Origin of the sequence: Actinomadura violacea (genome assembly GCF_017573465.1) — a bacterium.
Classification (GTDB): domain Bacteria; phylum Actinomycetota; class Actinomycetes; order Streptosporangiales; family Streptosporangiaceae; genus Spirillospora; species Spirillospora violacea.
In genome coordinates this window covers 1-25,116 of sequence record NZ_JAGEPF010000028.1, presented here as the reverse complement: position 1 = coordinate 25,116, position 25,116 = coordinate 1, and the positions used below count along the sequence as shown (strand labels likewise).

Genomic DNA, 25,116 nt, shown 5'->3' with positions numbered 1-25,116 from the left:
GAATGACGGTCGGTGTGATGAGTACTTCTCGGACGACGACGTTCCTGCTGGCCGCGGCGGTCGCCACGACCCTGGCGGGATGCACGGCCGACGTGAGCCATGCTCCGTCCGCTCGGCGTGCTGCCGCGGCCAGGGTGCCCGCCACGATCACAGTGGCGGCCACCGGCGACTTCCTCCTGCACCAGCCGCTCATCACGCAGGCCGCCGAGGACGCCGCGAAGAGCGGCCACCACGGCTGGGACTTCGTCCCCATGCTCAGCCAATTGCGTCCCCTCATCGACACCGCCGACATCGGCATCTGCCACATGGAGACGCCACTGGCCACGCGCAGCGGCCCGTTCGAGGGGTATCCCGCGTTCAATTCCCCGCCGCAGATCGTCGACGCCATCCGCGACCTCGGCTACGACACCTGCTCCACCGCGTCCAACCACACCCTCGACCAGGGTGACGCCGGGGTACGGCGAACGCTCGGTGCCCTGGACGCCGCCAGCGTCAAGCACACCGGATCGGCGCGCGGTCCCGCCGAGGCCGAACGCGCCGACCTGCTCGACGTACGGGGTGTGAAGGTCGCGCAACTCTCCTACACCTACGGCACCAACGGCGTTCCGATCCCGTCGAACCGGCCGTGGCTGGTCAATTCCGGGCTGGACGCGCCCGCGATCCTGCACGCCGCCGCCCGCGCCAGAGCGGGTGGCGCCGCGATCGTCATCGTCAGCCTGCACTGGGGCGAGGAGTACCAGCACGCGCCCACGGGCGAGCAGCGGGCGCTGGCCCGCCGCCTGCTCGCCTCACCCGACGTCGACCTGATCATCGGCGACCATGTGCACGTCGTGCAGCCATTCGAACAGATCAACGGCAAGTGGGTCGCGTACGGCATGGGCAACCAGATCGCCAACCCGATCGCCAACAGTGAGGACACCCACGAGGGCCTGGTCGCCCGGTTCCGGCTGACCCGCGACGCGGCGGGCCGCTGGCGCGCGGCGGCGTCGTTCGTCCCGACCCTCGTGGAGCCGGGCCCGCCGATCCGGCTCGTCGACCTGCCCCGTGCTCTCGCCCGCGGCGACCTTCCCGCCGGAACCCGCGCCCGATACCGCGCGGCGCTCGACCGGACAACGGCGGCCGTCCGCGACCTGGGACCGAAGGTCCCCGTACTGGACGGCCCCCTCCCCAACTCCCCGGCCTCCGCCGAGCAACTCGCGGGCCCCTGAAACAGCCGGCCGGCGCCGACTCTCAAGGACGACACCGCTGGACGCCCGACGCGGCTTCCTTCGGGTCCGCGACGACGTCCGGCGGTACGAACGCCTTCAGGTCCGCCTAACCTGCTGAGCCAATACATGCGCGTACTGGTCTCGCCTTGGAATCTCGGCGGTCCTCGGGGCCGGCCGACGGTGGGCGCCTTGAACCGCTACTGTGCCGCGCATGGCCGGCCTGGATGATGATCGCGAGTGCGTCGACGTGTACCTGCTGACGTTGCACGAGCCCTATGAGGAGGCGCGGCATCCGGTGCCGATCAACGCCACGATCGTGCACGCGGCCACGCTCCTGCATCCGTCGGTACCGCAGCCCGACGGCGGTCGCATGTACCGGTGCCTGACCGAGTTCCCCGACCGCAGCCCCGGATGCGTGGTGCCGGTCTCGACGCTGACGTACGAGCTGAATGGCGGCCGACTGTGGGGCGCTGTGGGTGACTGGGAGGGAGTGAGCAACGCCGTCGTGGCCCTCGGGCGCGCCGACCAGTGCGATGCAATGCCGCTGGGGCTGCCGCAGTTGTCGGCGACGCTGCTGGCCAACGGCCCGCATACCACCCTCACGATGCACCACCCGGACGGGACGAGCACCGAGTACGGCGGCGCCGACCGGGTAGCGCGCCTGCGCGAACTGGAGGGACATGTCCGCGCCTTCGTGGCGCGGGCGCCGTTCTGGCCGGGCGACGGCCTTGTGCCGCCGGCGCCGTTCGCCGGACCGAGGCCCTACCGGCCCTACCGACCAGATGCGCACGGGTGGCGCTGACCCGCGAGCAGGAGAACCTCGCGCCGAGGGCGTGGACGACGCCACCCGGCCGGTGTTCCTCAGAGCAGGTCGGCCAGGAACCGGTCAGCCTCGCCGACGTCGGCGACGCGCGAACGGCCGCCATCCGGTGCGGACGGCGAACGAGGCGTAGCGCACGGAACTCCCCGAACGCACGTGCGGCACGGGTCCCCGGTCATAGCCGGGCGGGGTGAACGAGAACGAAAAGGATCGGCGCCGTTGTTGCGGCCGGTGATGACGATCATCGGTGTGCCGGTCTCGGCTGCTCTATAGATGGTGGTCGTGGCGCCGGCGCAGCTCGTGTAGCCGCTTTCGACGTCGGGGGCGAGGTGATTGCGCAGCCTGACCTTGTCGAAGACGCCCCGCATCATCACTTCGCGGTTGGAAGCATCGCCCGGGGCCATCTCGTTCAGCAGAAGGCCAGCCAGACACCGGGCGGCCCGGCGGAAGGGCAGGGCCGGTGCCCGCCGACCACTTGTGGACGGCGGATCCGCAGGTCGGAGGAGGGTCTTCGAGGTTGCGGCACCATACGCTTGCGCTGATCTCGGGAGGTCGTGGATGGATCGGCTTTACGAACGTTCCAGCAGGCGGTGCGAGGCCGGGACGCTCGATCCGGTCGTGCGGGACGCGATCGCCGCGCACGCCGAGGCGCACCAGCTCGGCGACGTGCTGGGCGCGGCGTGGTGGTGCTGCGAGACGCGCAGCACGCGGCTGAAGCGACCGGGCCTGCTGGCGCGGCTGACGAAGTCGGGCGATCCCGACAAGGAGCACACCACAGTCGCCCTGATCCTGCCCCGCTACCTGGTCGTGGCAGTGGCCGGAGAGCAGCGGGGCGTGCACGTCCGCTCGATCCGCCTTGAGGATGTGAGCGTCGGTCGGGGCCTGGCCTCGAACATCGACACCGGGGTCAGCGCGACCGGGCTGTGGACAGCGGCGACGGAGCCCGCCTCGTTCTACATCGGCCTGGGCGACGACGCGGACGGCAAGGCGTTCCTGGACACGCTGCGCGGCGCGATCGCCGAGGTCAAGAGCACCTGACTCGGTTTCGATCGACAAGCAGCTCCGCGAACGTGGCGATCGGGCCGACCGCAGCCGCTGCGGACGACGCGAGAGCCTTGCTGCCCCGCAGCCGGCGCCATGCAGGCAGGTCACGGCGCGGCCAGCGAGGAACCGTCGGATCGGCCAGATGAGCGGCTCCACATGCCCACTGTTCAGCAACGACATGAGCGTCGTTTGCAGACTCGATGTCTCGAGGATGTAGTGAAGGACGTACCTCCAGGCCGAGTTCACCGCAACGCCGATGATCCCGGCCTCCGCCAACCTATCCGGCAATGCCGGGGCCTCTCCGCGTGAGATGGCCTTCTCCACGCTGGGGATCATTCGCCCTCGGAGAACCCTATAGTCGGTGATCGCCCGTACCATCTGGGCCAGCAACTCACACCAGAAGTGCGTTCTGTTCGCCCACTCCTGAAATTCCTTCATCGGCCCTGAGCCGAACTGCTTTCTGAGGCCCCTCAGCACCAGACCCTGCTCGGGCAGATCCCCAGTGTCCTCGAACGCGGCCTCTTCGGCGGCCCTCGCGCATTCCAGAAGCCGGCCATCGCGATGCAACCAGGCGACGACGTCCGCCCTGGCGCAGCCGATCGCCGCCTGCTGACGGTTCACCCCTGAAGGCCTGTTGATCCAATCCGCTTCTTGCTCTTGCAGATAGGCGCGAACCTTAGCGAGTGAGGCGCCCGCGACCTCGAACGCCCCCTGGCAGCCGTGCATCGCGCCGCCGCAGTCACACTCGCAACCGGGCCGCCTGGCGTGAGCGCAGTTGCTGTTGTGGGCCACGCGCCCTCCTCGGAACAAGCAGGACCGCATCGTCCGCGCTCACTACCTACCTGTAAAGGACCGCTGTAGATAGATTTAGATCCGCTATGACGGCGGCGTGCGACAGATGGCAGGCCCGGGCTCACCCACCTCGTGGTACTCATCCCACAACGTAGCGACCCGTCTGACCTGGCAATGCAGCCAGGGCCTACAGCCCCGGACATCCGGTGCCGATCGAGGGCGTCCGCCTTTCTTTTGGTCGACATTGTTCTTACCGTCCCGGATGCGTGACGGGTTCTGTCGGTCCGGCGTGTTTCGATCCTTTCCACGGGCGCGTGGCCTCGCGGCGGGCAGGAGGAGCGCATGGGTCCCGACTGGCCCGAAGAGGAGCATTGGGCAGCGCACCCTTGGTGGCTGCCACGCTGGTTCACGTTCCCCCGGGCGGCCGCGTAGCGTCGAAGGATTGGTGGCTTGGGCCCTGACGCTGCTGGCCTTGGCGTGGCTGGGCACCTTTGCGTGGCGGCTCTCGATCACCTACTGGTACCTGGTGCTGCCGGCTCTCGCAGTGACCGCGTTCGGCGCCGACCGGTACTGGCGGTCGCTGTGGGCGGCTGAACAGGAGCGCCGCAGAAGGGTCGCCTCTTACAGCCTGACGTTCGAGCAGATGCGAGACATGCACTGGCGAGACTTCGAAGTCGCGGTCATGTACTTGATGCGCTGCGACGGAATCGACGCGGAGCACACCGGCAAGACCGGTGACTTCTCCGGCGACGTCACCGGCTATGACCCCGCCCTCGACGAGCGCTGGATGGTCCAGGTCAAGCACTACAACCCGAACAACAGAGTCAGGTCCGATGATGTCCAGAAGGTCTCAGGAGCCGCCTGGCCCATCTACCAAGCCCGGATGAAACTCGTCGTCACCACGAGCGGCTACACCCGCGACGCCCGTGCCTTCTCCGCGAAAGCCGGCGTCCACCTCATCGACAAGACCGCGCTCATCCGCTGGGCCACCGATGGTGTCCATCTGCACGAGGTCCTCGGCATCACCGCAGACAGCCCCTAGCGGCACCGCGTCCGGCGGAGCGGAGAACTGGAGCCGCGCCCACCCGTTCTGGCGCCCAGCCCATCGCCCTGGTGCATTCGGTGGTGGCTGCACCTCGGGCGTGAGTTGCAGGCGCGGTGCTCGCGGCAGCGGCGTGGGCGCTCCTGTCTCCGGTTCGGCGCGGAACGCCTCGAACACGTAGGCGGCGAAGCGACGGGAGGCCGTGACTCGGGCGGTGCGCGGCGTGTCTTGGAGGCCCCGGTGGGCCATGAGCATGAGGACCAGGTCGTCGACGACGAAGCCGGGGCGCAGCCGGCCGGTCTCCTGGGCACGGCGGGCCAGTTCACCGACCGCGCGCAGGGTCCGCTCCCGGTCGGCGGCGAAGTCCATGGCTTCGGGGAAGGCCGTCATGAACGCGTCGGCGAATCCCCGGCTGTGCGCGTGGAGTTCACAGATCCGCTCGATCAGCGTCCGGAATCCGTGCCAGGCGTCCGAGTCCGCGAGGGCGTCACGGACGGCGGCCTGGCAGGCTCGCCGCTGCTCGGCGAACGTCTCGGCGATCAGCGCCTGCTTGGTCGGGAAGTGCCGGTACAGCGTTGCGGGGCCGACGCCCGCATGCCGGGCGACCTCGCGCATGGGCGCGCTCAGGCCCTCTTCGCCGAACACCGCGCGGGCGGCGTCCAGTATGCGGGCCCGGTTATCGCGGGCGTCCGAGCGCGCGATCCGAGACGAATGGCTGGTCATCGTTTCTCACTTTAGCCAAACGGACGGGGGCGTCCGTTACGGTCCGATGGCAGTGCCACCGACCTGAGGAGAAGAGATGAAAGCCGTCGTGATCAGGACGTTCGGAGACCCCGATGGCCTGGAGGTCGTCGATGTGCCCATGCCCGTTCCCGGGCCGGGGCAGGTGCGGATCGCCACGGAGGCGATCGGGGTGGGCGGCGTGGACGCCGTGATCCGCCGGGGAGCGCTCGCCGCCCACGGCTTCCGGGAGGGCCATCTCCTCGGCAGCGAGGTCGCGGGACGGATCACCGCGACGGGAGATGGCGTGGACGCCTCATGGATCGGACGGCGCGTGTGGGCGTTCACCGGCTTGTCCGGTGGCTACGCCGAACAGGCCGTCGCCGCGGTCGAGGACGTCCTCGCGCTGCCCGACGGCTTGACCGGCGCGGACGCGGTGACGCTCGGCGGCTCCGGCGTGGTCGCCCACTTCGCCTTGGACCGGGCCCGTTTCACCCCCGGCGAGTCGGTGCTCGTGCGCGGCGCGGCGGGCAGCATCGGGATCACGGCGGTCCAGCTCGCGGCCAGGGCCGGTGCGGGCGCCGTGGCGGTCACCACTTCGTCGGCGAGACGTGGCACGCGCCTGCGGGACCTGGGCGCGACCCACGTCCTCGACCGCTCCGGCGAGGGCGGCCCGGACGCACCGGCAGGCTTCGACGTGGTGATCGATGTCGTGGCAGGCCCCCAGCTTCCCCTTTTCCTGGACAAGCTGAACCCCAACGGGCGATACGTCGCGGTCGGTGTGGTCGCCGGGCGGCCGCCGGCGGACTTCGGCATGCGGCTGATGGACGCCTTCCGCAGATCGCTGTCATTCGCCACCTTCAGCGCCGACACCGTGCCAGGCACCGACCGCCAAGCCGTCCGGTCGTCCCAGTTCGCGGACGCCGCACGCGGAGATCTACGCACGGTCGTGCACGACGTCCTACCACTGGACCAAGCGGCGCAAGCCCACCGCGAAATGGACGCGGCCAAGGTCTTCGGCCGCATCGTGCTCCACCCCTGAGCTAGCAACAACGCCGAGACGCCGGACACGGTCCCGATAGCCCAGAGGGCGCCGGCCGGCGCCGGCAAGGCCGCCCCACAGGCTCACCAACCGACTAGGCGCGCAGATAGTTGATTTACTAAATCAACTTTATGTAGGGTGCGGTCATGCCGCCACGCGAAGCCGGAGTCACACGTCTGACCGAGGCCCTGTTCGCGGTGCTGGACAACATGCAGCGCGCGCGCAAGGCGATCCCCGACGCCGCGGCGCTCGCCGTCCTGCAGGTCATCGGCGCGGCCCAGCGGGACGATCCCCGCGAGGGCGTCCGCCCTTCACAGATCGCCGACCACCTTGAGGTGCACCGCTCGGCCGTCACCCATCACCTGCGGGCGCTGACCCAGGCCGGGTACATCACCGCGGCCCCCGATCCCGCCGACCGGCGCGCGTCGATCCTGACCCTCACCGATGCCGGGCGCGAGACCGTCGACCGGCTCACCCGGCAGGGCAAGGCCCGCTTCGCGTCCTTCGTCGCGGACTGGACGGACGAGGACGTCGCGGAACTCGCCCGCCTGCTGGAGAAGTTCCGCGCCTCCGCGCAGGCCGTCAACGAGAAGGACCCCCCTCCCAGCGCACCTGGCTGGAAAAGCCGCTAAGGAACACAGTTGAAGCGTCTCGCCACCCTCCTCCCCCTCCTGTTAGACCTGGTGGTCCCGACCGCCGGCTACTTCCTGCTCCACGCCCTGGGCATGGACGATGTCTGGGCGCTCACCGTCGCCGGCTCGGCCGCCGGCGTCACCACGGTCGTCAACAGCGTCCGCAGGCGCCGAGTCGACCTGCTGGGCGCGCTGGTCTGCGCGGAACTGGTCCTGTCGGTCGTGCTCGCCCTGGCCACCGACAGCCCGCGCCTCGTCCTGGCCCGCGCCGCGTTCTACCTCGCCATCGGCGGAGGGGCGCTGCTGGCCTCCAGCGCGGCCGGGCGTCCGATCACCTACCCGGCGGCCGAGCCGATGGCCACCAAGGGCGACCCCGTCCGCGCCCGCGCCTACGCAGCGACCTGGGACCAGTCGGCCGAGTTCCGGCGCATCCACACACGCCTCAGCTCTTTTGTCGGGATCGGAATGCTGGCCTACGCGGCCCTGCGCCTGGTCATCATCTTCACCGCCTCCTCGGTCGCCGACGCGGTCTGGGCCCAGGAGGTACCGGGAATCATCCTGCTCGCTGGAGCGCTCGTCCTGATTCGCCTCCAGGTGCCCAAGCTGAGGCGCATCGTCGACGCCCAACAAGCCGCCCTGACCTCTGGCGACGAAGCCGCCCACCCGGTCGGCACCGATGCTCCAGCGCGCCTCACCAGGAACGCAGAAAACAGATAGGCCGACGTTCGTTCGGCCACACGGCCCCGGCACGACAAAGGCCGCGATGCCACGACAACGGGCCGGCCCAATCGGTCACTTTTCGATTCGCCTGAACTAATCACAGATTTCGAACTCGAGGCGCACTTCCAGCGGGTCCAGAGCGTCCGGTCGCAACTTGATCGGCGAAGTACCTTCACCAACGACCACCTGCGCCGCGCGCTCGGCCCCGGGTGGAGCACAGGCACCTCGCCGATGGCCGGCGAGCAGGTCAAGGCGACCACAGAGAGCCGGACGGGCGGGAAGAACAGATGCTGATCGACGAACTTCAGAGGCCCGCGCTGCTCCGGCCCGACGACAAAGCGCACAAGGTCCGGCGTTCCCGCACCTGGACGGCAAGCTCGACGCCTCCAGCCCCGACGTGGTCGCCGCCCAGATCCGCCCCGCGGTTCACGCGCTCTTCGTCACATCACCGGTGATGTCGCAGGCCCCATGACCACCACGGCCGGCCTGCCTGCGCCCTCCGAAACTTCATGGTCGCGCCGGGGGCTTGGCTGGGGGCCTAACCGTCCCCCGGCTTCAACAGGACGACCGGGTAGCTCCGCCGCGCGGGATCGTCCGCCTCACCAGGGGACGGGGCCCTGCTCTCGGAAGAATCCGCCGGTGGGGCCGTCGGCGGGCAGGGTGGCGAGGTCCACCACGATCCGGGAGCCCTCCTCGACGGTGCGGGTGCCGCGGTGCGCGCTCATGTCCGTCGCGACGTACCCGGGCGTCGCAGAGTTGATCTTGACGTGCGCGAGGTCGGGGTCGGCGGCGAAGGCGGCGGCGTACTGGACGGTCAGCATGTTCAGCGCGGCCTTGGAACTGGAGTAGGCGAGCCGCAGGTGCGCGTCGCCGCCGAAGTCCGCGCCGCCGCCGGTCAGGGTGAGGGACGCCGTCGTGCTGGACACGTTCACCACTCGCGGGGCCGCCGAGCGGCGCAGCAGCGGCAGCATCGCGTTCAGGACGGTGACGGCGCCGAAGACGTTGACCTCGTAGGTGCGGCGCATGTCGTCGGCGGTCATCTCGGTGGCGAGCGCCTCGGCCATGAGCCCGGCGTTGTTGACGAGGACGTCGAGACGGCCGTGCTCGTCGCCGATCCGGGCGGCGGCGGCCGCGACGCTCGGCGCGTCGGTGACGTCGAGGGGCAGCGGCCGCACGTCGCCCTCGGACGCGAGGCCCCGCGCGGCCTCGGCGCCCCGGTCCGCATCCCGGCTGCCGAGCAGGACGGTCATGCCCCGCCGCGCCAACTGCCGCGCGGTCTCCTTGCCCAGTCCCCTGTTCGCCCCGGTCACGAGCGCTGTGGTCCCCATGGCATCCTCCTTCGCGTTACAGGATGTATCTCAATATACAAGCTGTATCATCAAGGGCATGCAGCGAGCAGCCGGGATCGAGCGCACCCGCCGCGCGGTCATGGACGCGGCACGGCGCCACCTGGTCGAGGCCGGCTACCACGGGCTGAGCATGGAACGGGTCGCCGCCGAGGCCGGGGTCACCCGCGTGACGGTCTACCGCCGGTTCGGCTCCAAGCCCGGCCTCCTGGAAGCGGTCGCCGACGACCTCGCGGGCCGCTCCGAGGTCGTCCCGCACCTGCGGGAGGCCCTCGACCGGCCGGACGCGCCGGACGCGTTCCGCGGAACCGTGACCGGGATCTGCCGGTTCTGGGGCACCGATCCCGATCTGCTGCGCCGCCTGGTGAGCCTCGCCGAGGTCGATCCGGAGGTCCGCGACGTCATCGCCGGACGCGAGCGCTGGCGGCTCGCGCAGGTGACCGCCGCGGTCGAGCGGCTGGACGGCGCGGGACGCCTGCGCCCGCCGTTCGGAGTGCTGGAGGCGAGCGCGGCGGCCGCCGCGGTGACGTCCTTCCCGTCCTGCGACGCGATGGCCGCCGACCTGGGCCGTCCCCACGCCGATCTCCCCGTCCTGCTGGTCCCGCTCCTGACCTCCATCGCCGACCTCGACTGACGGCCCGGAACGTGTTCGTCGTCGGGCCGTGATCGCCGCCTTCAGCGTGCCCGGAAGGGGGCCGGCTCCGGTAGGGCGGCGTGAGGTGATCTCGCCGGTCCGGTCAGCCGGGCGGCAGGGTGACCACGAAGGCCGCGCTTTTCTCGAGCGTCAGGTCGCCGCCCGCGGACCTGGCGAGCCTGCGGGCCAGGACGAGCCCGAGGCCGGCGCCCTGATGCCCGTCAGCGGGCTCGGCCCGGAACTCGGGCTCGAAGCGCGGACTCGGGCACACCGGCGCCGTCGTCGTGGATCACGATTCGGACGCCGGGCTCCACGACACCGGGCTCCAGTCGGACGACGACCGTGGTGGCGGCGTGGGGGCGCGCATTGTCGAGCAGTGGCGCCAGAATCCGCTCCACGATCTCCGGCGAGGCCCCGACGGTCAGCCCGGCGAGCGTCTCGACGGCCAGGTCGGGCGTTTGGACAACCATGCGGTCAACCTCACCGACGCCGGTCGCCACGAGGAGGCGGTCAAGCACCTCAGCGAACTGGCCGGCGCCGCCCCCCCAGTACAAGCTCGACTTCGCGAACGCGCTGAGCACGCTTGCGATCACTTACGCACGATCAGGCCATCCTGACACGGCCCTCGCCGCCAACCTCCAGGCCGTCGGAATGCTCCGCGGCCTGTCCGCCGAATCCCGGCGTCTACGCTCGGACACTTGCCGCAGCGGAACCGCACGGTCACGGCAGACACCTCGCCGGCGCGCTGCTCGACTTCGGAGTCCGTCTCTGGGAGGCCGGTCAGCTCCCCTACGCACTGCAGACCACGCAGGAGGCCGTCGCCGCCTTCCGCGATCTGGCGGCCGACGAGGCCGAGGAGGCGCGACCGGGCCTGGCGCAGGCGCTGCACAACCTGGCCCTCAGCCATCGGGCTCTCGGTGACACCGACAGGGCGGTCGCCGCCGCCGAGGCCGTTCGGATCCGCCGTGACCTCGTGACGACGGACCTCCGATTCCAGGTCGATCTTGCATTCTCGCTCGGCCATCTCGGCCAGGCCTACGGGGACCTGGGCTGTCTCCCCGAGGCGCGAACCGCGCTGAACGAAGCGGAAGCCCTCACCCGCCGACTCGCTGACGCCGATCACGTCGCTGGGCAGACGTACGCCCAGGCGCAGCGATCCTCCGAGGCTCTCCCGGTTCTCCAGGAGGCCCTGGCCATTCGGCGCGAACTGGTCGCGACCGACCCGGGTGCCCAAACGACGGCGCTCGCCCAAACCCTGCACAACCTCGGCACCCTCTTCTGCGCCGACCAGATGCTCCCCCAGGCCGTCCCGCTTCTCGAAGAAGCGGCCACGCTCTACCTCCACGCTAGGAAACAACCGCCTGCGGCAGGGGCGCCTGGGTCGTCCCGGCGCCCGCCGCCCGGGCCGCAGCGTCAGGCTCCGGCGGTCCGCTTGGGCAGTCTCCAGCCGGGGCGGGGGAAGTGGCAGGTGTAGCCGTTCGGGTACTTCTGCAGGTAGTCCTGGTGCTCCGGCTCGGCTTCCCAGAAGTCGCCGGCGGCGGTCACCTCGGTGACGACCTTGCCCGGCCACAGGCCGGAGGCGTCGACGTCGGCGATGGTGTCCTCGGCGACCTTCCGCTGCCCGTCCGAGGTGTAGAAGATCGCGGAGCGATAGCTCGTGCCGATGTCGTTGCCCTGCCGGTCCACCGTCGTGGGGTCGTGGATCTGGAAGAAGAACTCCAGCAGCGCCCGGAAGTCGGTCTGGTCCGGGTCGTAGACGACCTCGATGGTCTCGGCGTGGGACCCGTGGTTGCGGTAGGTGGCGTTCGGCACGTCGCCGCCGCTGTAGCCGACCCGGGTGGAGACCACTCCGGGCTGCCGGCGGAACAGCTCTTCCATCCCCCAGAAACAGCCGCCGGCGAGCAGTGCCCTCTCGGTTGCCATGCTCTTTGCCCCCCTCGTGTCCTTCGTCGGTGGTTACAGCCGACGTCTCTTCAGCGTTATTCCATAGGCCACCGACGGTCGACGGGCGGTGCTCCGTCCATCGCCCGATGTAGCCGTACATCGGGGGATGGAGCTTCGCGACCTGCCGGAATCATCCGGTCGGGGGACGAGCTGGCCGGGACGGGCGCCCTAGCGTTCATGCTGAGCACGCCGCTGACGCTTCCAAGGACACGGACATGATCGAGGCCAGGGGCCTTACCAAACGCTACGGCGACAAGACGGCGGTGGACGACCTGTCGTTCACCGTTCGCCCCGGTGTCGTCACCGGCTTCCTCGGTCCGAACGGGGCGGGCAAGTCGACGACGATGCGGATGATCCTCGGCCTGGACCGGCCGACCTCCGGTTCGGTCACCGTCAACGGCCGGCCGTACAGCGGCCACGCGGCCCCCCTCCACGAGGTCGGCGCCCTCCTGGAGGCCAAGGCCGTCCACACGGGCCGGACCGCCTACAGCCACCTGCTCGCGCTCGCCGCGACCACCGGCATCCCCTGCGGCCGGGTCGACGAGGTCACCGACCTGGTCGGCCTGCGCGACGTCGCCCGCAAGCGCGCCGGCGGGTTCTCCCTCGGGATGGGCCAGCGTCTCGGGATCGCCTCGGCGCTGCTGGGAGATCCCAGGACGCTGATCCTCGACGAGCCGGTCAACGGCCTGGACCCCGAGGGCATCCTGTGGATCCGCAACCTGCTGAAGGATCTGGCCGCCGAAGGGCGCGCGGTCTTCGTCTCGTCTCACCTGATGAGCGAGATGGCCCTGACCGCCGACCACCTCATCGTCATCGGCCGGGGCAGGTTGATCGCCGACACCTCCGTCGCCGAGTTCGTCGAGCGCGCCTCCACCGGACGCGTGAAGGTCCGCTCCCCCCGGGCGGCGCGGCTGCGCGACCTGCTGGCGGGCCCGTCCGTCACGGTGACCGAACCGCAGGAGGGCACCCTGCTCGTCAGCGGGATGACCAGCGACGAGATCGGCCGGATCGCCTCCGGCAACGGCATCACGCTGTTCGAACTCGCACCGCAGCAGGCATCGCTGGAAGAGGCGTTCATGGAGCTGACCGGCGAGTCCGTCGAGTACCGGGCCCCCGTCCGGGCCGCCGAGGAGTCCGCCGCATGACCACCGCCACGCCCCCTCTCCGGACCGGCAGGGTCACCCTGCCGCGCGTCCTGAACTCCGAGTGGATCAAGCTCTGGACGCTGCGCTCCACCTTCTGGACGCTGCTCGCCGCGATCGTCGCCACCGTGGCCCTCGGGATGCTGTTCAGCTGGGGCTTCGCGAGCCGCCTCGGCGACCGCGCCCGGCCGGTCGAGCACGCCGCGACGATGGCGGTGACCGTGCCGCTGCGGCCCTACGTCATCGCACAGCTCGCGGTCGGCGTGCTCGGCGTCATGGTGATCACCGGGGAGTACTCCACCGGCATGATCCGCGCCACCCTGTCCGCGGTCCCCGCCCGCCTCCCCGTGCTGGGCGCCAAGGCCGCGGTGTTCGGCGTGGTCGTCCTGGTCATGATGGAGATCGCGTCGTTCGCGGCCTTCCTCGGCGGCGAGGCGATCCTCTCCACCCGGCACGTCCAGGCCACGCTCTCCTCACCGCAGGCGCTGCGGATCGTCATCGGCGTCGGGCTCTACCTGACGGTCGTCGGCCTCCTCGGCACCGCGCTCGGCACCATCATCCGCAGCACCGCCGGCGCCATCGCCGCGCTGTTCGGCATCCTGCTGGTGCTCCCGGTCCTGGGCGAAGTCCTCAACCTCACGTCCTGGGGCAAGCACATCACGCCCTACCTGCCGAGCAACGCCGGCGGTGACCTGCTCACCAACGCCCCCGACCCGGGTTCGCTCGCCCCGTGGACGGGATTCGGGGTCTTCGTCCTCTACACCGCCGCCGCGATGGCGGTCGCCGCCTACCTGCTCAAGCGCAGGGACGCCTGACAGTCGATGAGCGGCTCTTGGCCCGAGCCCGGTTCCGGCACGCTCGTAACACGCCGGGTCCATCGGCTGCGCGCGCTCGCCGACCGGTATCCCGCCGCCGCCGACGGCGCGTTCGCGCTCCTCGTGCTCCTGTCCGGGGTGCCGCACCTGCTCAGAGAGCCACCGAAGCAGCCTCTCGTCGGCTGGGGCCTGCAGATCGCGCTCCTGGTGCCGCTGATCTGGCGGCGCCGCGCGCCGTTCGCCGCCTTCGGCGTGGTCGCGGCGCTGGCGCTCGTGCAATGGCTCGGCGGAGTACTCCTGTCCACCGGCGACGTCGCCGTGCTGATCGCGCTGTACTCGGTCGCGGCCCACTCGACGCTGCGCCGGCTGATCGTCTCGGCGGGCGTCGTGGAACTCGGCGTCGCGATGGCCACCGTCCAATGGGCCCCGCGCGGCCACCTGCTGAAGGTCTTCGTCCTGCTGTCCGGCATGACGACGGCCGCCGCCGTCATCGGGCTCAACATGCGTACCCGCCGCGCCTACATGGCGTCGCTGGAGGACCGCGCCGCCCGCCTGGAGAAGGAACGCGACCAGCAGGCCCAGATCGTCGCCGCGCAGGAGCGCGCGAGGATCGCCCGCGACGTGCACGACATCGTCACGCACAGCCTGTCGGTCATGGTCGCGCTGACCGACGGCGCCGCCTACACCCTGCCGACCGCGCCCGACCAGGCCGCCGACGCGGTCTCCAAGGCGTCGCAGATCGGACGTCAGGCCATCGCGGAGATGCAGCGCGTCCTCGACGTGCTCCGCCGCGACACCTCGCTCGCGGCCGGTTCCCGGCGCCCGCAGCCCGGCCTGAGCCAGCTCGACGCGCTGCTCACCGAGGTGCGCGCCGCCGGGCTCCCGGTCGAGTTCGTGACGACGGGACGCCCGCCCGCCATGACCTCCGGAGCCGAGCTCGCCGTCTACCGGCTCGTCCAAGAGGCGCTCACCAACGTCCGCAAGCACACGCCGCCGGGGACCCGTGCGAAGGTACGGCTCGCCTGCACCACCGCGAACATCGAGGTCGAGGTCACCGATGACGGACGACCGCCCGCCGGCGCCGCGTCCGAGGAGCGGCGCACCGGGCACGGCATCGCCGGGATGCGCGAACGCGTCGCCGTCTACGGCGGCATGATGCAGGCCGGCCCGCTCCCCGGGGGCGGCTGGCGCGTGTACGCCCGGTTCGAACCGTCCCAGCCGGAGAGCACCCGATGATCAGCGTTCTGCTCGTGGACGACCAGCCGCTGCTGCGCATGGGTTTCCGGCTGGTGCTGGAGACACAGCCCGACATCGCCGTCGTCGGCGAGGCCGGCGACGGCGCCGAGGCCGTCGCGCAGGTGAGCGCGCTGTGCCCCGACGTGGTGCTGATGGACGTCCGCATGCCGGGCATGGACGGCATCGAGGCCGCCAAACGGATCGCCCGCGACCACGCCGGCTCGCGCGTCCTCATCCTGACGACGTTCGACCTGGACGAGTACGCCTTCGCGGCCCTGCGAGCGGGCGCCGCCGGATTCCTGCTCAAGAACGTCCAGCCCGCCGAGATGATCGCGGGCATCCGCACGGTCGCCGCGGGCGACGGCGTCGTCGCGCCCCGGCTCACCCGGGTGCTCATCGAGACCTTCACCCGCCATGCGGGCGCGCCGCCGGCCTCGACCGACGATCCGCGCCTCGACCGGCTCACCGACCGGGAGCGCGAAGTGCTGATCGAGATGGCCAAGGGGCTGTCCAACGCCGAGATCGCCGCCGGACTCGGGCTCTCCGAGGCGACGGTGAAGACGCACGTCAGCCGGATCCTCCCCAAGCTCGGGCTCCGCGACCGCGTCCAGGCGGTCGTGCTGGCCTACCAGACCGGACTGCTGCGACCGCCGTGAACCGCGCCCCCACCGGATGAGAAAAGGTTCAGCACTTACCTTTCACGCCGGTTTCAAATAACCCGTGCATCACCTTGTGAAAATGTGCGTACAGAACATTGGATAGCGTATTGAATTGATGAATATCCCCACCAGAGGGCATCACTTATGCCATCATCATCGACATGGCGACGAGTCAAGTTCAAACAAGCACCGTTAGCGCGGCCCAGCGGGCGCTAAGCAACGTCCCGGAAGTGACGGCCTACTTCTGGATCATCAAGATCTTGACCACCGGCATGGGCGAGACGACCTCCGATTACCTGGCCCACCGCCTCGATCCGATCATCGCGGTCCTGCTGGCGGGTGCCCTTCTCGCGGCATCACTGGCACTTCAGTTCCGCGCCAGACGATATGTCCCCTGGATATACTGGACATCCGTCACCATGGTCAGCGTCTTCGGCACGATGGCCGCCGACGCGCTGCACGTCGTCCTCGGCATCCCGTACCTCGCCTCGACCGTATTCTTCGTGATCGCACTGACGGCGGTCTTCGCGATCTGGTATGTGAGCGAAAAGACGCTGTCCATTCACGGCATCGTGACGGCACGCCGCGAACTGTTCTACTGGGCCACCGTCATGACGACATTCGCGCTCGGCACCGCCACCGGCGACATGTCCGCGGTCACCCTCCACCTCGGTTACCTGGCTTCGGGCGTCGTGTTCGCCGTCCTTATCGCGCTCCCGGCCCTCGCATACGGCCTGCTGCGAATGAACGCCGTCTTCGCCTTCTGGGCGGCCTATGTCCTCACCCGGCCGCTCGGCGCATCATTCGCCGACTGGATGGGGGTGTCACACGATCGGGGCGGCCTCGCCCTGGGCACGGGGCCGGTCAGCCTGGCCCTCGCCGTCATCATCGCCGGCTTCGTCGGCTACCTCACCGCCACACATAAAGACAGTGCATGAAGCAGCGCCTACACCGTGGCCGGCGCCTCAGTGCTGGATCAGACCGCTGACCTGGACGGAAGCGACATCGGCCGCGCCTGGCCGCGGTGCCGAGTCTCCCGTCTTCCGGACGATCAGCCCGGCTCAAACTTTCCGGCTCAGAAACTTTGCCGAGCCAGAAAGTTTTTGTAGAGTGGGGTCATGGCGATCGACCGTGCACAGGAGGACCGTCCGCAGTCCGGGCTGCGGGAATGGAAGAAGCAGGCGACCCGGGAGGCGTTGACGCTGGCCGCGGTGCGGCTGGCCGTCGAGCGGGGGCTGGAGAACGTGCGGGTCGAGGACATCGCCGCCGAGGTGCGGGTGTCGACGCGGACCTTCAACAACTACTTCACGAGCAAGTACGAGGCGCTGGCGGCGCGTCACGTCGACCGGATGCGGCGATCAGCCCGGGAACTGCGAGAACGCCCCGGCGATGAGCCACTGTGGGAAGCGATCACGAAGGCCGTCCTCGCTCCGCTGGCGGGCTCGGACCAGGCGCACGGCACCCCTGATCCGCAGACGCTCGCCGGCATCCGGCTGATCGCCGCCGAGCCGGCCCTGCAGGCCGAGACCCTGAGGATCGGCATGGCGGCCGGCAACGAGTTCACCGCGGCGGTCGCCGACCGCACCGGAACCGACGCCGATCGCGACCTGTTCCCCCGGCTGGTCGCCGCCACGGTGACGGCCGCCGTTCACGTCGCCACCGACCGGTGGCTGCGGTCCGACCCACCGGCCCCGCTCACCGAACTGCTGCGGGAGGCGCTGAGACAACTGGCGGCCGGCCTGCCGATGCCGCCGGCCGACACACCCCGCTAGCACCCCACCGCCTCCCCCTCGTTCGCGCCCGCGGCGCCTCCTTGGTGACCGCGCCATCCGGCATGCCCAAATCGGTGGTGCCGGCGCCCTCAAAGGAAGAAGCCCCCTGGTGACAATCAACGAACGAGCGGACGGCGGACGGCTGCCCGCCCGCCTGGTCACCCTCATGATCACCGTCACGCTGGGCGCGATCATGATGCAGATGGACGCGACGATGACCAACATCGCGTACAACACCCTGCTCAAGGAGTTCGACACCTCCCTGCTCACCATCCAGTGGGTCACCACCGGCTACCTGCTGGCGATGGCCGCGGTGATGGCCCTGTCCGGCTGGACCCTGGACCGCTTCGGCGCGAGGACGATGTGGATCATCAGCATCGGCCTGTTCCTGCTCGGGTCGGTGCTGTGCGGCGCCGCCTGGGACGCGCCCAGCCTCATCGCGTTCCGCCTCCTGCAGGGCCTGGGCGGCGGCATGGTGCTCCCCCTGGGCATGGCGATCCTCGCCCAAGAGGCCGGCCCGTCAAGGCTGGGCCGCGTCATGGGCGTGATGGGGGTCCCCTCGGCCCTGGCCCCGGTGCTGGGCCCGGTCCTCGGCGGCGTCATCGTCGAGGACTGGAACTGGCGCTGGATCTTCTTCATCAACGTTCCGGTGTGCCTGGCCGCCATCGTCCTCGCCTGGCGGGCCATGCCCACCGCCAGGTCGCCCCACGCCGGGCGGCTGGACGTCCTCGGCCTGCTGCTGCTGGCCCCGGGCTGCGCGATGGTGGTCTTCGCGCTCACCGAGGCCGGCAAGTACGGAACGTTCACCGACCGCCACGTCGTGATCCCGCTGATGATCGGCCTCGCGCTGCTCGCGGCGTTCTGCGTGCACGCCCTGCGCATCGACACCCCGATCGTCGACCTGCGGCTGCTGAAGGTCCGCAGCTTCCTGTCCTCCTCCAGCGTGCTGTTCTTCGCCAGCGTCGCCCTGTTCGGCGCGGTGGGGGTCCTGCCGCTCTACTACCAGCAAGCCCGCCAGCACAGCGTGCTGGAGGCCGGGCTCCTCCTGGCTCCGCAGGGACTCGGCATGGCCGTCTCCCTGTTCGCCGTCGGCAAGCTCGCCGACCGAGCGGCCCCCAGGCTGCTGGTCATCTGCGGCCTGGCCCTCACCGGCGCCGGCTCGGCCATGTTCACCCAGCTCGGGACGCACACCAACGAGGTGCTGCTCAGCGGCGCACTCGTGCTCAGCGGCGCCGGTATCGGCATGGTCATGGTCCCCGCCATGGCCGCCGCGATCCGCGACATCCCGGGACCGGCGATCCCACGGGCCAGCGCAGCGAACCGGATCATCATGCAGCTCGGCTCCTCGTTCGGCTCGGCCGTCCTCATCATCGTGCTGCAGAACCGCATCGACCACCTCGTCGACACCCAGACCATCACCCCCGACGGCCTGGCCGGCGCCTACGGGCGCACCTTCTGGTGGGTCCTGGGCTTCGCCGCCATCTCCATCGTGCTCGCCCTGCTCATCCCCTCCCGCCCACCACAGCGCCAACCCAGCGAGGACGCCACGGTCCCCGCCCTCTGACCGGTCGCGAAATGACCTGGTTCAACAGGTGAGCCGTTCTTGCCAGGGGTGTTCTCCGAAGCCGCGTGACAAGGCTTCGCTCAGCCAGCGCCGCCGCTCAGCGGTGAGGAAGGGCAACGCCGCGAGGAAATCGATCTCGTCCTTTGGCCGAGGCTGTTCGGCTTTGTAGTACAGCTGGATTTCGGGTGCGAGGTAGGGGACGCCGTCCGGGCTGACGTCCCCGATGTCGGCCCAGGGGCGGCGGAGACCCGAGTCGCGGCGCGATGCCCATTCGCCGTGTCTTGTCTCGTCGAGCATCACCTGGATCCGCCGGGCCGAAAACAGCGAGGCGACCTGCGCAGGGGTCGCCGGCTCCCAGCGGCCGTACGGAGCGACGATCGGCTTCATGGCAGTGCTCGTCTCCTCGCCTCACCTGAACGGCCTGTAAGCCAGGTCTCCTGCCCTCCGCCGCCCTCGTCCACCACCAGCCCGACAGAAAGCATCAGCGCTGTTATATTAGTGCTGTGACATCTTCTGACCCCACCGCTTCGCCGGGCCGGTGGCACGCGCTGCACACCCTGCTGGCCGACATCGATAGCCAGATCGAATCCCTGTACACCGACCGGGGCATCGAGGGCGTCCGCCCCCGGTTCGCCTACCCCCTGATCCGGCTCGCCCATGCCGGCCCGCTGACGATCCGTGAACTGGCCGAGTCGCTGGAGCGCTCGCACTCGGCGATGAGCCAGACGATCGCGGCGATGCGCCGTGAAGGCCTGGTCGCTTCCGAACCCGGCGCCGACGCCCGCACGCGGCGCATCACCCTGACCGACCGCGGCCGCGCCCTCATCCCCTTCCTCGAAGCCGAATGGCGCGCGACCGAGGCAGCGATCGCCGAACTCGACGACGAGGCGCCCCATCCGCTCAGCGCCGCCGTCACCGAACTCGAGAACGCCCTGGCCAGGCGGCCCATGAGAGAACGGATCCTTCTCCACCTCGACGGGCTGCTGCCCGCCGTCGGGCCCGAAGCGCCTTCCACCACGACCCGGCCGTAGCGGTGGCCTGGCGTGACACGCTCCTCGACGTCCGCCCGCTGCGCAGCAGCCGGCCGTACCGCGCCCTGTGGATCGGCGCCTCGCTCGCTTCGATCGGTCAGCAGATCGCCGTCGTCGCCGTCCTGCAGCAGGTCTGGGAGCTGACCCGTAGCCCGCTGTGGACGGGGGCCATCGGGCTGGCCACCGGCGTGCCGCTCCTCGTCCTCGGCCTGGTCGGCGGGGCGCTGGCCGACACCGTCGACCGCCGGAGCCTCGTCCGCGCCGCCACCGGCGGCCAGGCGCTGGCGGCCATCGGCCTCGTCGTGCAGGCCGCCGCGGACAACCGATCGGTGACGCTGCTGCTCGCACTGGTCGCCGCCCAGGCCGGCTGTGCGGCCCTCGGGGCACCGGCCCGGCGCACCTTCCCGGTCCGGCTGCTGCCCGCCGACCAGGTCGCCGCCGGGCTCGCCCTGCAGAACCTCGCCTTCCAGGCGGCGATGCTGATAGGACCCGCCATCGCCGGCATCGTCCTCGCGCAATGGCGGTATCCCGCCGCATACGCCATCCAGGCCCTGACCACCGCCGCGTCACTGGCCGCCGTGGTCCGGCTGCCCGCGATGCCCCCGCCGCGCACCGGCGATGAGCAGCACCCCGGGCCGGGCGCGCGTCAACGCCGCGGGCCGCTCCCAGGGGGCTGGCGCGTCATCCTGCGGCGCCCGACCCTGTGGGGCTCCTTCGCCGTCGACCTCGCGGCGACCGGCCTGGCCATGCCCGTCGCACTGTTCCCCCTGGTCAACGAACTCCGCTTCGGCGGCGACCCCCGAACCCTGGGGCTGTTCCTGTCCGCGATCGCGGTCGGCGGACTCACCGCCGGCACGCTCTCCGGCACCGTCACCCGGCTGCGCCGCAGCGCGCTGGTCCAGCTCGTCGCGGCGACGGCATGGGGCCTGGCCCTCGCCGGCTTCGGCCTGGCCGGGCCGCTGTGGCTCGCCCTGTCCTGCCTGGCGGCCGCCGGCGCGGCTGACACCATCGCCGTCATCACCCGAGGCGCGCTCGTCCAGCTCGAAACACCCGACCACTACCGGGGCCGGGTCTCCTCGGTCGAACACGTCATCGGCATCGCCGGGCCCGAGATCGGCAACTTCCGCGCAGGACTCCTCGCCTCCCTCACCTCCGCGCCCGTGGCTCTCCTGGCGGGCGGCCTGGCGGCCGCGACCACCGTCATCACCGTCGGTCTCGTCAACCCTCCGATGCGCCGGCACCGGACCCGGCAAGAGCCCGAGGACGCGCAACCAACCGCAGTGGCGCCGGCTCAGTGAGCCCACCCGGCCTGATCGGCCAGTAGGCGGCACGGCCACCGCCGATCGGCCGGTCTCACCACGCACGATCACGTTCCCGGCGGCCCTTGCAGGGGTCTCGCGGCCTCGCACGACCTGGTGCGTAGTACTGGCAGGACCAGCTTCGCCCTTGGTGATCGGCTGGGTGAACAGCAGACTTGGGGCATGGGCGATAACGACTTGGGCGACTTCCTGCGGGCCCGCCGTGCTGGACTGACGCCGGATGAGATCGGTCTGCCGGTCGAGTTCGACGCCGGTCGCCGGGTCGCCGGTCTGCGGCGCGGTGAGGTCGCGCAACTGGCGGGGGTGAGCACCGAGTACTACACCCGTCTGGAGCAAGGCCGCGCCCGGCAGCCGTCCGAACAGGTACTGCACGCCCTCTGCGACGCACTGCGGTTCGACGACATCGAGCGGCGGCATCTGTTCGCCCTCGCGGGCGCCGCGGCCGGGCGCAAGGACCAGGCCGAGCACTCGTCACGGCTACGGCCGGCGCTGCGGCAGGTGCTGGAGTCGATGGATCTGGCCGCTGCTTTCGTCAGCGACCGGAACCTCACCGTCGTCGGCGGGAACCCGTTGTGGGCGCTGCTGTTTCCCGATGTGGCCGAACTGCCGCGCCGGGAACGCAGCATGGCGCGCTGGACGCTGCTGGATCCGCGTGCTCGCCTGGTGTGGTGCGACTGGGAACGCGTCGCCCGCGACTACGTGCACGGGTTGCGGCTGGCCGCCGCCGCCCAGCCGCGCAACCAGCGCATCGCCAACCTGATCGGTGAGCTGATGATGCGCTCACCCGAGTTCCCGGCGTGGTGGTCGGAACACCGCGTCCAGGAACGCAGCACCGGCCTCAAGCGCCTCCACCACCCCGTCGTCGGTGACCTGGAACTGCAGTACGAGATCTTCACCTCGGTCGCCGACCCGGGCCAATCGCTCGTCGTCTACACCGCGCCGTCCGGCTCGCCGTCTCAGGAACGCCTGCGACTGCTGGCCAGCTGGGGCAGCGAACCCGCCACCGCGACCACCTCGGACGCCATCGCCGAGTCCTGACCACCGCCCGAACCGGGCGATCCAGCACCACCACGGCCCCGCCGTACCCGCGGGGTCCATGCCGCCGTGCCCACGCACGCCCTGCGGCCTGACACTCATCCACGAAAGGACACCCGCAGTGAGCAAGACATTCCTGATCACCGGCGTCAGCACCGGCCTCGGACTGGCCATCGCCCGACGGGCCCTGACGGCCGGGCACCGGGTCGCGGGCACCGTGCGCACCGAAGAGCACGCGGCCGCCTTCCGGGCACTGGACCCCGACCGCGCCCGGGCCTACGTCCTCGACCTGTCCGACGAGGACCGGATCGACCCCACGGTGCGGGCCGCCGAAGCGGAACTGGGCCCGGTCGAAGTGCTCGTCGCCAACGCCGGCTACGGGCTCGAAGGCACCTTCGAAGAGACATCGATGGCCGATGTCCGCCGCCAGTTCGAGGTCAACGTCTTCGGCACGGTGGCGACCGTGAAAGCGGTCCTGCCCGGCATGCGGGAGCGGCGCGACGGCCACATCTTCGTCATCACCTCGATGGGCGGGCACACCACCTTCCCCGGACTGGCGTACTACGAAGGCACCAAACACGCCCTGGAAGGCATGACCGGCACCCTCGCCCAAGAGGTCACCCAGTTCGGCGTGCGGGTCACCGCCGTGGCTCCCGGCGCGTTCCGAACCGACTGGGCAGGCAGGTCACTGGTCCGCGCGCCCCGCAGTATCGCCGACTACGACGCGCTGTTCGACCCGATCCGGACCCGCCGCCAGACCCTCGCAGGTCAGGGCATCGGCGACCCCGATCGCGCCGGCGACGCCGTCCTCGCCCTCCTGGAGGCAGAGAAGCCGCCCGTGCACATCCTGCTCGGCTCGGACGCGCTACGCCTGGTCGCCGCCGGGCGCCAACGCGTCCAGGACGACTTCGACGCCTGGGAGGAACTCAGCCGCTCCACCGACTCCACTGACGGTGGAGTAACAGTCGCCTGACACTGGACGAGTCACCAAGGCAGCGCCCGGTAACGGCGCTGCGACCACCGCCCCGCCCGGAGGCGCCGCGATTCCCCTCGCCGCCGCCTCGCGGGCTGGGGCGCGTGGGCGACGGGGCGACAAGACCGCGGCAGTCAACGACGTCCTCTACTCACTGCGGGCCGCCCGCCACGCCTTGCCCGACCTCGCCCGCGACTGGGTTCTGTGGGGACATTCCCAGGGCGGCGGTGCCGCGCTCGCCGTCGCCGAACGCCTGGTGCGGCACCCGAGCGCCGGCGCGGCGCCGTGTTGACCTCCCCGACCGCCAACCTGGCCGCCATCGCCGAGCACACGCCCGGTGGCCGGACCTGTCCTGCTCCTGCAGGGCCAGGCGGACACGGTCGTCACCCCTGCGATGACCGACCAGGTCGCCCACGCGCTGCACCGCACCGGCTCCACTGTCGACTACCGCACATACCCGGGGTTGGGACACGACACCTATCCCGGCCAGATCAGCGGCATCGACGACGGCGCCATGCCCGACATCCTCGCCTGGATCGCCGACCGCTTCTCAGTCCCACCAGAATGACCAGACCGGGGCGTTCACAATGGATTCCGCGTACTCCTCGAAGTCGAAGAACGCTTGCCTGAGGTCGGGGCAGAAGGCGTGGTGCTCGGCGGCGACGCGGCGGGCGTGTTCGAGGGTCCGGGGCGGCCAGGCGACGGTGACGTTGAGGGCGGCGCCGCCAAGGGAGCAGACACGCACGCCGTAACGCTCCTGCCAGGTGCGCAGCACCGCGCTGAGCCCCTCGTGGATCACGTCCGCGGGCCAGCCGGACGCCAGGACGGCCTCGGCGCCGTCGCGGGCGTGCACGAGGCCGAGATAGGGACCGTGGTCGAGCCAGGTGAGCATGTCCGCGATACCGGACGGGCTGCTCGCCAGCTCGATGGCCCACTGGTCGGGGTCGGGTCCCGGCTCGCCGGCCGGGGCCGGGCCGGGCCACGCCTCGAAGGGAGAGGGTTCCGCGTCGTTGAACGCCTCGGTCCATTCTTCGGCGAGATAGGCCTCCACGTCGACCGCCTCCGCGCTGCCCTGCGCGAGAGGGTTGTTGAGCTCGCCCGTGTGCCACGGCCTGCCGCTACGATCGCGGGCCCCCAGCAGTAGCGGCCATTGACCGGTCTGGCCATGGCGACGAAGAAGGCCGGCCCACAGTAGCCCGGCCTCCTCCACGTCCAGCAGGTCGTCGGTGACCCACAACACCGGCTCGGACGCAGGTGAGTCATCGAACACCGAGGGTTCCGGCGTGATCAGACGGCCGCTCAGGCCTTCGGGAGGGGCGAACGCGGACATGGGCAGCAACGATCCGTATCTCTGCCAGGAGGCGGGTATCAGGTCTGCTCTAGCAGCCGGTCGACCAGTCCGGCGATGTAGTCCGGGGTGAGCGGGCCCGCGCCGAACAGGACGCGGATGTACATCGGGGCCATGACGTGGTCGAGCACGTCCAGAACGTCGGGTGGATGCTCGCCGCGTCCGGCGGCGCGGTCGAGCATGGCCTGCACGAACCGGGTGCGTTCGGCGAGAAAGTCGTCGCGTGCCTGCAGACCCCGTTCGCCCCGGTTCGACAGGGCGACGGTCAGGCGCAGCAC

At 70.5% G+C, this 25,116-nt stretch carries 27 protein-coding genes and 2 pseudogenes; 21 read left to right on the top strand and 8 right to left on the bottom strand.

Annotated elements, in window-relative coordinates; genetic code table 11:
- The first annotated feature begins 17 nt into the window (after positions 1-17).
- Positions 18-1,208 carry a CapA family protein gene (locus J4709_RS38580; RefSeq protein ID WP_208248846.1) on the top strand — a complete coding sequence of 397 codons (1,191 nt, stop codon included), beginning with the start codon at positions 18-20 and terminating at the stop codon, positions 1,206-1,208.
- A 211-nt stretch (positions 1,209-1,419) separates the two neighbouring features.
- Complete coding sequence (locus tag J4709_RS38575) at positions 1,420-2,010, top strand: hypothetical protein (RefSeq protein WP_208248844.1); 591 nt, start codon at positions 1,420-1,422, stop codon at positions 2,008-2,010.
- Between the two features lie 59 nt (positions 2,011-2,069).
- Here J4709_RS38575 and J4709_RS38570 read toward each other — a convergent pair whose 3' ends face one another.
- Complete coding sequence (locus J4709_RS38570; protein WP_208248842.1) at positions 2,070-2,432, bottom strand: hypothetical protein; 363 nt, start codon at positions 2,430-2,432, stop codon at positions 2,070-2,072.
- Positions 2,433-2,586: 154 nt separating this feature from the next.
- Between J4709_RS38570 and J4709_RS38565 the strand changes: the two genes are divergently transcribed.
- Both J4709_RS38565 and J4709_RS55905 read left to right on the top strand, forming a co-directional pair.
- Positions 2,587-3,066, top strand: a complete 480-nt coding sequence (locus tag J4709_RS38565) for a hypothetical protein (RefSeq protein WP_208248840.1) — start codon at positions 2,587-2,589, stop codon at positions 3,064-3,066.
- Between the two features lie 1,243 nt (positions 3,067-4,309).
- On the top strand, positions 4,310-4,906 hold the full coding sequence (locus J4709_RS55905; protein WP_208248837.1) for a restriction endonuclease: 597 nt from the start codon (positions 4,310-4,312) through the stop codon (positions 4,904-4,906).
- Positions 4,907-5,128: 222 nt separating this feature from the next.
- Here J4709_RS55905 and J4709_RS56250 read toward each other — a convergent pair.
- Positions 5,129-5,629: pseudogene (locus tag J4709_RS56250) on the bottom strand (TetR/AcrR family transcriptional regulator); the annotation flags it as partial.
- Between the two features lie 76 nt (positions 5,630-5,705).
- On the opposite strand from J4709_RS56250, the gene J4709_RS38550 reads away from it, so the two are divergent.
- From J4709_RS38550 to J4709_RS38540, 3 genes are all read left to right on the top strand, one after another.
- Positions 5,706-6,668: a zinc-binding dehydrogenase gene (locus J4709_RS38550; protein WP_208248835.1), complete on the top strand. Its 963-nt coding sequence runs from the start codon at positions 5,706-5,708 to the stop codon at positions 6,666-6,668.
- A 146-nt stretch (positions 6,669-6,814) separates the two neighbouring features.
- Positions 6,815-7,300 (top strand): MarR family winged helix-turn-helix transcriptional regulator, encoded by a 486-nt coding sequence (locus J4709_RS38545; protein ID WP_208248831.1) that lies wholly within the window; start codon positions 6,815-6,817, stop codon positions 7,298-7,300.
- Positions 7,301-7,309: 9 nt separating this feature from the next.
- On the top strand, positions 7,310-8,017 hold the full coding sequence (locus tag J4709_RS38540; RefSeq protein ID WP_208248828.1) for a VC0807 family protein: 708 nt from the start codon (positions 7,310-7,312) through the stop codon (positions 8,015-8,017).
- 602 nt (positions 8,018-8,619) lie between these two features.
- Here J4709_RS38540 and J4709_RS38535 read toward each other — a convergent pair.
- Positions 8,620-9,348, bottom strand: a complete 729-nt coding sequence (locus J4709_RS38535) for an SDR family oxidoreductase (protein ID WP_208248826.1) — start codon at positions 9,346-9,348, stop codon at positions 8,620-8,622.
- A gap of 58 nt (positions 9,349-9,406) precedes the next feature.
- Here J4709_RS38535 and J4709_RS38530 point away from each other — a divergent pair, with 58 nt between their 5' ends.
- The gene (locus J4709_RS38530; RefSeq protein WP_208248824.1) at positions 9,407-10,000 is read left to right on the top strand and encodes a TetR/AcrR family transcriptional regulator; all 594 of its coding nucleotides are present in this window, start codon (positions 9,407-9,409) and stop codon (positions 9,998-10,000) included.
- A gap of 221 nt (positions 10,001-10,221) precedes the next feature.
- Here the strand turns inward: J4709_RS38530 and J4709_RS38525 are convergent, their stop codons facing one another.
- Positions 10,222-10,593, bottom strand: coding sequence for a histidine kinase (locus J4709_RS38525; protein ID WP_208248822.1), 372 nt, complete (start codon positions 10,591-10,593; stop codon positions 10,222-10,224).
- Here J4709_RS38525 and J4709_RS56245 point away from each other — a divergent pair.
- A complete protein-coding gene (locus tag J4709_RS56245; protein WP_208248819.1) occupies positions 10,584-11,474 on the top strand; it encodes a tetratricopeptide repeat protein in 891 nt (296 codons plus the stop codon). The genes J4709_RS38525 and J4709_RS56245 overlap by 10 nt on opposite strands.
- Here J4709_RS56245 and msrA read toward each other — a convergent pair.
- A complete protein-coding gene (gene msrA, locus J4709_RS38515; protein ID WP_208248817.1) occupies positions 11,414-11,923 on the bottom strand; it encodes a peptide-methionine (S)-S-oxide reductase MsrA in 510 nt (169 codons plus the stop codon). The genes J4709_RS56245 and msrA overlap by 61 nt on opposite strands.
- Positions 11,924-12,159: 236 nt before the next feature.
- On the opposite strand from msrA, the gene J4709_RS38510 reads away from it, so the two are divergent.
- The 7 genes from J4709_RS38510 (at position 12,160) to J4709_RS38480 (ending at position 19,132) form a co-directional block, all read left to right on the top strand.
- Entirely contained in the window at positions 12,160-13,089 is a 930-nt protein-coding gene (locus J4709_RS38510; protein ID WP_208248814.1) for an ABC transporter ATP-binding protein, read from the top strand.
- A complete protein-coding gene (locus J4709_RS38505; RefSeq protein ID WP_208248812.1) occupies positions 13,086-13,901 on the top strand; it encodes an ABC transporter permease subunit in 816 nt (271 codons plus the stop codon). Before J4709_RS38510 ends, J4709_RS38505 begins: the two co-directional genes overlap by 4 nt.
- A gap of 6 nt (positions 13,902-13,907) precedes the next feature.
- The gene (locus tag J4709_RS38500) at positions 13,908-15,137 is read left to right on the top strand and encodes a sensor histidine kinase (RefSeq protein ID WP_208248810.1); all 1,230 of its coding nucleotides are present in this window, start codon (positions 13,908-13,910) and stop codon (positions 15,135-15,137) included.
- Positions 15,134-15,793: a response regulator gene (locus J4709_RS38495; protein WP_208248807.1), complete on the top strand. Its 660-nt coding sequence runs from the start codon at positions 15,134-15,136 to the stop codon at positions 15,791-15,793. Before J4709_RS38500 ends, J4709_RS38495 begins: the two co-directional genes overlap by 4 nt.
- A 233-nt stretch (positions 15,794-16,026) precedes the next feature.
- On the top strand, positions 16,027-16,734 hold the full coding sequence (locus tag J4709_RS38490) for a COG4705 family protein (RefSeq protein ID WP_208248804.1): 708 nt from the start codon (positions 16,027-16,029) through the stop codon (positions 16,732-16,734).
- A 180-nt stretch (positions 16,735-16,914) separates the two neighbouring features.
- Entirely contained in the window at positions 16,915-17,568 is a 654-nt protein-coding gene (locus tag J4709_RS38485; protein WP_208248801.1) for an acyl-CoA-like ligand-binding transcription factor, read from the top strand.
- A gap of 109 nt (positions 17,569-17,677) precedes the next feature.
- Complete coding sequence (locus J4709_RS38480; RefSeq protein ID WP_208248798.1) at positions 17,678-19,132, top strand: MDR family MFS transporter; 1,455 nt, start codon at positions 17,678-17,680, stop codon at positions 19,130-19,132.
- Positions 19,133-19,153: 21 nt separating this feature from the next.
- Here J4709_RS38480 and J4709_RS38475 read toward each other — a convergent pair whose 3' ends face one another.
- Positions 19,154-19,519, bottom strand: coding sequence for a hypothetical protein (locus tag J4709_RS38475; RefSeq protein ID WP_208248796.1), 366 nt, complete (start codon positions 19,517-19,519; stop codon positions 19,154-19,156).
- A 116-nt stretch (positions 19,520-19,635) separates the two neighbouring features.
- Between J4709_RS38475 and J4709_RS38470 the strand changes: the two genes are divergently transcribed.
- From J4709_RS38470 to J4709_RS38450, 5 genes and pseudogenes are all read left to right on the top strand, one after another.
- Positions 19,636-20,163: a MarR family winged helix-turn-helix transcriptional regulator gene (locus J4709_RS38470; RefSeq protein ID WP_208248794.1), complete on the top strand. Its 528-nt coding sequence runs from the start codon at positions 19,636-19,638 to the stop codon at positions 20,161-20,163.
- Positions 20,164-20,165: 2 nt separating this feature from the next.
- Entirely contained in the window at positions 20,166-21,461 is a 1,296-nt protein-coding gene (locus tag J4709_RS38465; RefSeq protein ID WP_208248792.1) for an MFS transporter, read from the top strand.
- Between the two features lie 183 nt (positions 21,462-21,644).
- Positions 21,645-22,520 (top strand): helix-turn-helix transcriptional regulator, encoded by an 876-nt coding sequence (locus tag J4709_RS38460; RefSeq protein ID WP_208248789.1) that lies wholly within the window; start codon positions 21,645-21,647, stop codon positions 22,518-22,520.
- Between the two features lie 118 nt (positions 22,521-22,638).
- The gene (locus J4709_RS38455) at positions 22,639-23,490 is read left to right on the top strand and encodes an oxidoreductase (RefSeq protein ID WP_208248787.1); all 852 of its coding nucleotides are present in this window, start codon (positions 22,639-22,641) and stop codon (positions 23,488-23,490) included.
- A gap of 307 nt (positions 23,491-23,797) precedes the next feature.
- Positions 23,798-24,058: pseudogene (locus tag J4709_RS38450) on the top strand (alpha/beta hydrolase family protein); the annotation flags it as partial.
- Here the strand turns inward: J4709_RS38450 and J4709_RS55895 are convergent.
- Together J4709_RS55895 and J4709_RS38440 are read right to left on the bottom strand one after the other, a co-directional pair.
- Positions 24,041-24,760: a DUF4253 domain-containing protein gene (locus J4709_RS55895; protein WP_208248783.1), complete on the bottom strand. Its 720-nt coding sequence runs from the start codon at positions 24,758-24,760 to the stop codon at positions 24,041-24,043. The pseudogene J4709_RS38450 and the gene J4709_RS55895 overlap by 18 nt on opposite strands.
- A 98-nt stretch (positions 24,761-24,858) precedes the next feature.
- The coding region (locus tag J4709_RS38440) for a TetR-like C-terminal domain-containing protein (RefSeq protein ID WP_208248781.1) at positions 24,859-25,116 on the bottom strand (258 nt) is incomplete at its 5' end.